Below are 5324 nucleotides of genomic sequence, written 5' to 3' on the forward strand. Positions count from 1 at the left end.
TGAGCAAAACCCTATCCTTCTAATCTTCGTCGTATTAGCCATTGGCCTTGCCATCGGAAAAATCCGATTTGGCAAATTACAACTAGGCAACTCCATAGGCGTTCTAATTACCTCGTTGGTAATGGGTCACCTTGGCTTCTCATTCAATGCAGAAGCATTAACCATTGGCTTTATGCTGTTTATTTATTGCGTTGGCATTGAAGCTGGACCAAACTTTTTTGGCATATTCTTCAGAGATGGTAAGCATTACTTTATCTTAAGTATGACCGTTCTCGTGTCCGCAGTCAGCTTAACGTATGGCTTGAGCCACTATTTCGGCCTCGACTTTGGCTTGTCAGCCGGTATGATGGCTGGCGCGTTGACAGCAACACCTGTACTGGTTGGTGCACAAGACGCTCTTAACTCTGGCCTTGCGACTATACCGCGCAATATGGATTTTTCTTTGGTATTAGAAAATCTATCCGTGGGTTACGCGATGGCTTATCTGGTCGGCTTAATTAGCATGATCATGTTCGCGAAGCTATTGCCAAAACTACAGAAGCAGAACCTGTCTGATTCTGCGCAGCAAATTGCTCAAGAACGTGGCCTTGGAAATTCAAGCCAAAGAAAAGTGTACTTACCGATTATTCGTGCTTACCGAGTCGGCCCAGAATTGATTGACTGGACTGACGGCAAGAACTTGCGTGAACTGGGCATTTATCGTCAAACTGGCTGTTACATTGAGCGAATCCGCCGTAACGGTATTCTCGCCCATCCAGATGGTGATGCTATTTTGCAAGAAGGTGATGAAATTGCACTGGTTGGCTTCCCTGATAGCCATGCTCGCTTGGATCCTAGCTTCCGCAACGGTAAAGAAGTATTTGATCGTAACTTGCTTGATTTGCGCATCGTTGAAGAAGAAATTGTCGTAAAAAGTGACGCTATCGCAGGCAAGCGTTTATCGGATTTAAACTTATCTGAGTTTGGCTGTTTCTTAAACCGCGTGGTACGTGCGCAAATAGAAATGCCGATGGACTTAGACATTGTGCTCGCTAAAGGTGACGTCCTTCAGGTGAGCGGCGAGAAAAGCCGAGTACATGGACTCGCGGAAAAAATCGGTTTCATCTCGATCCACAGTCAAATGGCCGATTTACTCGCTTTTTGCAGCTTCTTTATTTTGGGTATTCTGTTTGGCCTCATCACCATGACATTCGGCCAGGTTTCGTTCAGCTTGGGTAACGCGGTAGGTCTTTTGTTATCTGGTATTACACTTGGTTTCTTACGAGCAAATCACCCTACTTTCGGCTATGTCCCGCAGGGGGCGCTGAATATGGTCAAAGATTTGGGTTTGATGTTCTTTATGGTGGGAATAGGTCTAAGTGCAGGCGGAAAGATGTTCGAGCACTTGACTCAAGTTGGTCCAAAAGTGATTGGTTTAGCATTCATTGTTAGTGTTGTGCCTGTGGTATTGGCCTATTTAGTGGGCGCACACATACTCAAGATGAACCGTGCCCTGCTCTTCGGTGCCATTATTGGCGCCCGTACTTGCGCTCCAGCTATGGATGTCGTTAACGACTACGCTAAGTCCACCATCCCAGCCCTTGGTTATGCGGGTACCTATGCGATTGCAAATATTTTAATGACGCTAGCTGGTACGATACTGATAATACTAAGTTAATACTCACTTTGACTATGAAATACAAAAAGGCGCTCAATGAGCGCCTTTTGTTTATTGGTTATCTAGTCTGTGGTTCGATTAGATTTGAATGAAGTCTGCTTCAACTGCTGGATTTACATCCGCTTCGTAATCTACGCCTTCAACACCGAAACCAAATAGTTTCAAGAACTCTTCTTTGTACTCTACGTAGTCAGTCAGTTCTTTTAGGTTCTCAGTCGTAATTTGAGGCCATAGCTCACGACAGTGCTGCTGAATGTCGTCACGAAGTTCCCAGTCATCCAGGCGTAGACGATTCATCTCATCCACTTCTGCTGCGCTACCATCTTCTTTGTACAGACGTTGGCTGAACATACGGTAGATTTGTTCCATACAGCCTTCGTGTACGCCTTCTTCGCGCATTTTCTTGAATACCATTGCAATGTACAGTGGCATAACAGGAATTGCGGAACTTGCCTGAGTTACAACAGATTTAAGTACAGCAACATTTGCACTGCCGCCTGTCGCTGTTAACTTGTCGTTTAGCGCTTTCGCCGCACGATCTAGGTCCATTTTCGCTTTACCTAGTGCGCCATCCCAGTAGATTGGCCAAGTTAGCTCAGTACCAATGTAGCTGTACGCGACTGTCTTACAGCCTTCAGCAAGAACACCAGCATCAGACAGTGCATTGATCCAAAGTTCCCAGTCTTCACCGCCCATAACGGTTACTGTGTCTTTGATTTCTTCTTCTGTTGCAGGCTCAACACTTGCTTCGATGATCACATCTTTGTTGGTATCAACAGCAGTTGATGTATAAGTTTCACCGATAGGTTTAAGAGATGAACGAACTAATTCACCAGTTTCTGGCATTTTACGTACTGGAGATGCCAGTGAGTAAACCACCATATCGATTTGACCTAAGTCTTCTTTGATCAGCTCGATAGTTTTCTGTTTCGCTTCATTTGAGAAAGCGTCGCCGTTTAAGCTTTTTGCGTACAGACCTTCTTCACGCGCTAGCTTTTCAAAAGCAGCGGCATTGTAAAAACCTGCTGTACCTGGTTTCTTCTCAGTACCTTCTTTTTCGAAGAAAACACCGATAGTTGATGCACCGCCACCAAATGCCGCAGCGATACGAGAAGATAGACCGTAGCCACTTGATGCACCAACAACAAGAACACGCTTAGGTGCGTTTTTGATTGGACCTTGCGCTTTGGTGTACGCAATTTGTTCTTTTACGTTAGCTTCACAACCAACAGGGTGCGTTGTAGTACAGATAAATCCACGAATTCTAGGTTTGATGATCATATTCAACTTCCTTTAAAAAACCTTGTTAGGATAAAAGTTTCGTTGGGATTTCGCATCTAATTTCTGTAAAAATGCTCTTAAAAGGCAAGTGGTTGGAGCACTATCCCACCATCCACTCCCCAAGAATACAAAAAAGCACCTCATTGAGGTGCTTTTCTTAGTATTAACGGTTTACTATGCCGCCGGGTTCAAATGCGACTTTTTTGGGTAATCGGTTCGTACTTCAGAAAAGTCATGACTAAAGTGGTCAACTTGAACCGCCTTGTAACGCAATTTGTCTGCCGCCATGATTTGGTCAATTTCTTGCTCAGTTAACACGCCAGCTTCAAATGCTTGCTGCAGACGGTCGTGTAGCAGACCTTTACGAGCCACTTTCCCATCCTTCGCCGCCTTCATAAGCTTACGCTCTAATGGTTTGATTTCGTACATTGCGAGGAAGGCATTCTCCATTAAGCCTACGCTGTCGTCGTCGGATTTTCCGATGTAGCAAAGATGCGTGAGTCGATCACGTTGTGCTCCTGGCGTCATCATCGCTTCCGCCAAATTCACACACAGTTCATCGCTTGGCTTATTGAAATGATTGCCAAGTGGGAACAATAACCCTTTCAGCACACCGCCAACGTATTTCACAGGGAAGTTGGTAAAAGCCTCATTTAATGACTTAGATGCGTTATACAAGCAGTGTTGAACGGCGTAGTGGACAAAATCTAGATCGCCTTGTTGACGTCCTTCATCTTCATACTTCTTCAGTGCGGCAGACGCCATATATAGATAGCTTAAGCCATCACCCAGACGTGCGGAAATCATTTCTTTACGCTTCAAATCACCGCCTAGTGTTAACATCGCGAAGTCAGCACTAACGGCAAGCGCTCGGCTTAATCTTGTGATTTCTTTATAGTACTGCTGTGTTGGGCCACTCATGTGCGCTTTTACAAACCGAGAACCAGTTAGCGCCGCGCCAAATGCACCAAATGTATTGCCTACCGCATGTTTGATGTGTTTAAAGAGCAAGTTGTCAAATTCTTTCGCCCCTTGTTCAGAATCTGGATTCGCAGCAGCTTCCATTTCTTTCAGTACATATGGGTGACAACGAGTCGCACCTTGACCAAAAATCATCAGGTTACGAGTCAGAATATTCGCGCCTTCAACAGTGATAGCAACTGGAATACCGAGATAATGTTTAGCAAGATAGTTCATTGGGCCATCTTGAATCGCACGACCTGCATGAATATCAAACGAATCATTTAGAATAGTACGCGCGATTTCCGTCATGTGGTACTTGGCAATCGCAGTTACGATCCCAGGTTTTTCTTTCATATCGAGAGAAGTCGTCGTCAGCGTACGTGTCGCTTCTAGTAGGTAAGTAAGACCACCAATGCGCCCCATTGCTTCTGCGACACCTTCAAACTTACCGATCGACATACCAAACTGTTTACGCACGTAAGCATAAGCACCAGTTGTACGTGTAGTAAGATGACCAATCGCAGTGCCAAGCGCTGGGAGAGAGATACCACGACCAGCAGAAAGACACTCAACCAGCATACGCCAACCTTTACCTGCGTAATCAGCGCCACCGATCAACCAGTCCATAGGGATGAAGACATCTTCACCACGAGTCGGACCATTCATAAATGCAGACCCCAGAGGATCATGGCGCTCGCCTATCTCGACACCTTCATTGTCAGCGGGGATCAGCGCACATGTGATTCCAACCTCTTTCTTATCACCAAGTAGCCCTTCTGGATCCTGTAGCTTAAATGCTAATCCGAGCACTGTCGCCACTGGCGCAAGTGTGATGTAGCGTTTATTCCAGCTAACTCGCACGCCAAGCACTTCTTTGCCTTCGTGAGTGCCATAACAAACTACGCCTTGATCTGGTATACCACCGGCGTCAGATCCCGCTTCGGGCCCTGTTAATGCAAAACAAGGAATGTCGGTACCATCAGCTAAACGAGGCAACCAGTAATCTTTTTGCTCTTGCGTGCCATAGTGCGATAAAAGCTCACCTGGACCAAGAGAGTTCGGTACCATTACCGATACAGCGGTGCTGATGCTACGAGTCGCAATACGAGAAACAATGGTTGAGTTCGCTAAAGCGGAAAATTCACGACCACCATACGCTTTTGAAATGATCAGTGAGAAAAATCGCTCTTTACGTAAGTACTCCCATACTTCAGGCGGTAAATCCCTGTCTTCTTTGACAATCTTCTGGTCATCAAGCATTTCTAGCAGGGTTTCAAGCTCATTATCCATAAATGACTGCTCTTCTGCTGTCAGTGTCGGCGTTGGATAATGGTGCAATGTAGTGAAGTTAGGCTTGCCTGAAAATAGTTCGGCATCCCACCACACACTACCCGCTTCCATCGCCTCTTTCTCGGTGCTAGAG

Annotated in this window: 3 protein-coding genes; 1 reads left to right on the plus strand and 2 read right to left on the minus strand. The window is 45.7% G+C overall.

Annotated elements, in window-relative coordinates; translation table 11 throughout:
* The coding region (locus CAG69_RS09870) for an aspartate:alanine antiporter (protein ID WP_161443975.1) at positions 1-1657 on the plus strand (1657 nt) is incomplete at its 5' end.
* A gap of 78 nt (positions 1658-1735) precedes the next feature.
* Here the strand turns inward: CAG69_RS09870 and fabV are convergent.
* Together fabV and CAG69_RS09880 are read right to left on the minus strand one after the other, a co-directional pair.
* Positions 1736-2938: an enoyl-ACP reductase FabV gene (gene fabV / locus CAG69_RS09875; RefSeq protein WP_161443978.1), complete on the minus strand. Its 1203-nt coding sequence runs from the start codon at positions 2936-2938 to the stop codon at positions 1736-1738.
* Positions 2939-3112: 174 nt separating this feature from the next.
* Positions 3113-5324: acyl-CoA dehydrogenase (locus tag CAG69_RS09880; protein ID WP_161443980.1), on the minus strand; the 2212-nt coding region annotated here is incomplete at its 5' end.

The organism is Vibrio sp. V43_P6S15P86, assembly GCF_009904725.1.
GTDB lineage: Bacteria > Pseudomonadota > Gammaproteobacteria > Enterobacterales > Vibrionaceae > Vibrio > Vibrio diabolicus.

Bases quoted from the DNA above. Each gene is read 5' to 3' on its own strand.
- fabV (WP_161443978.1), bottom strand. From the start codon at position 2,938: ATGATCATCAAACCTAGAATTCGTGGATTTATCTGTACTACAACGCAC.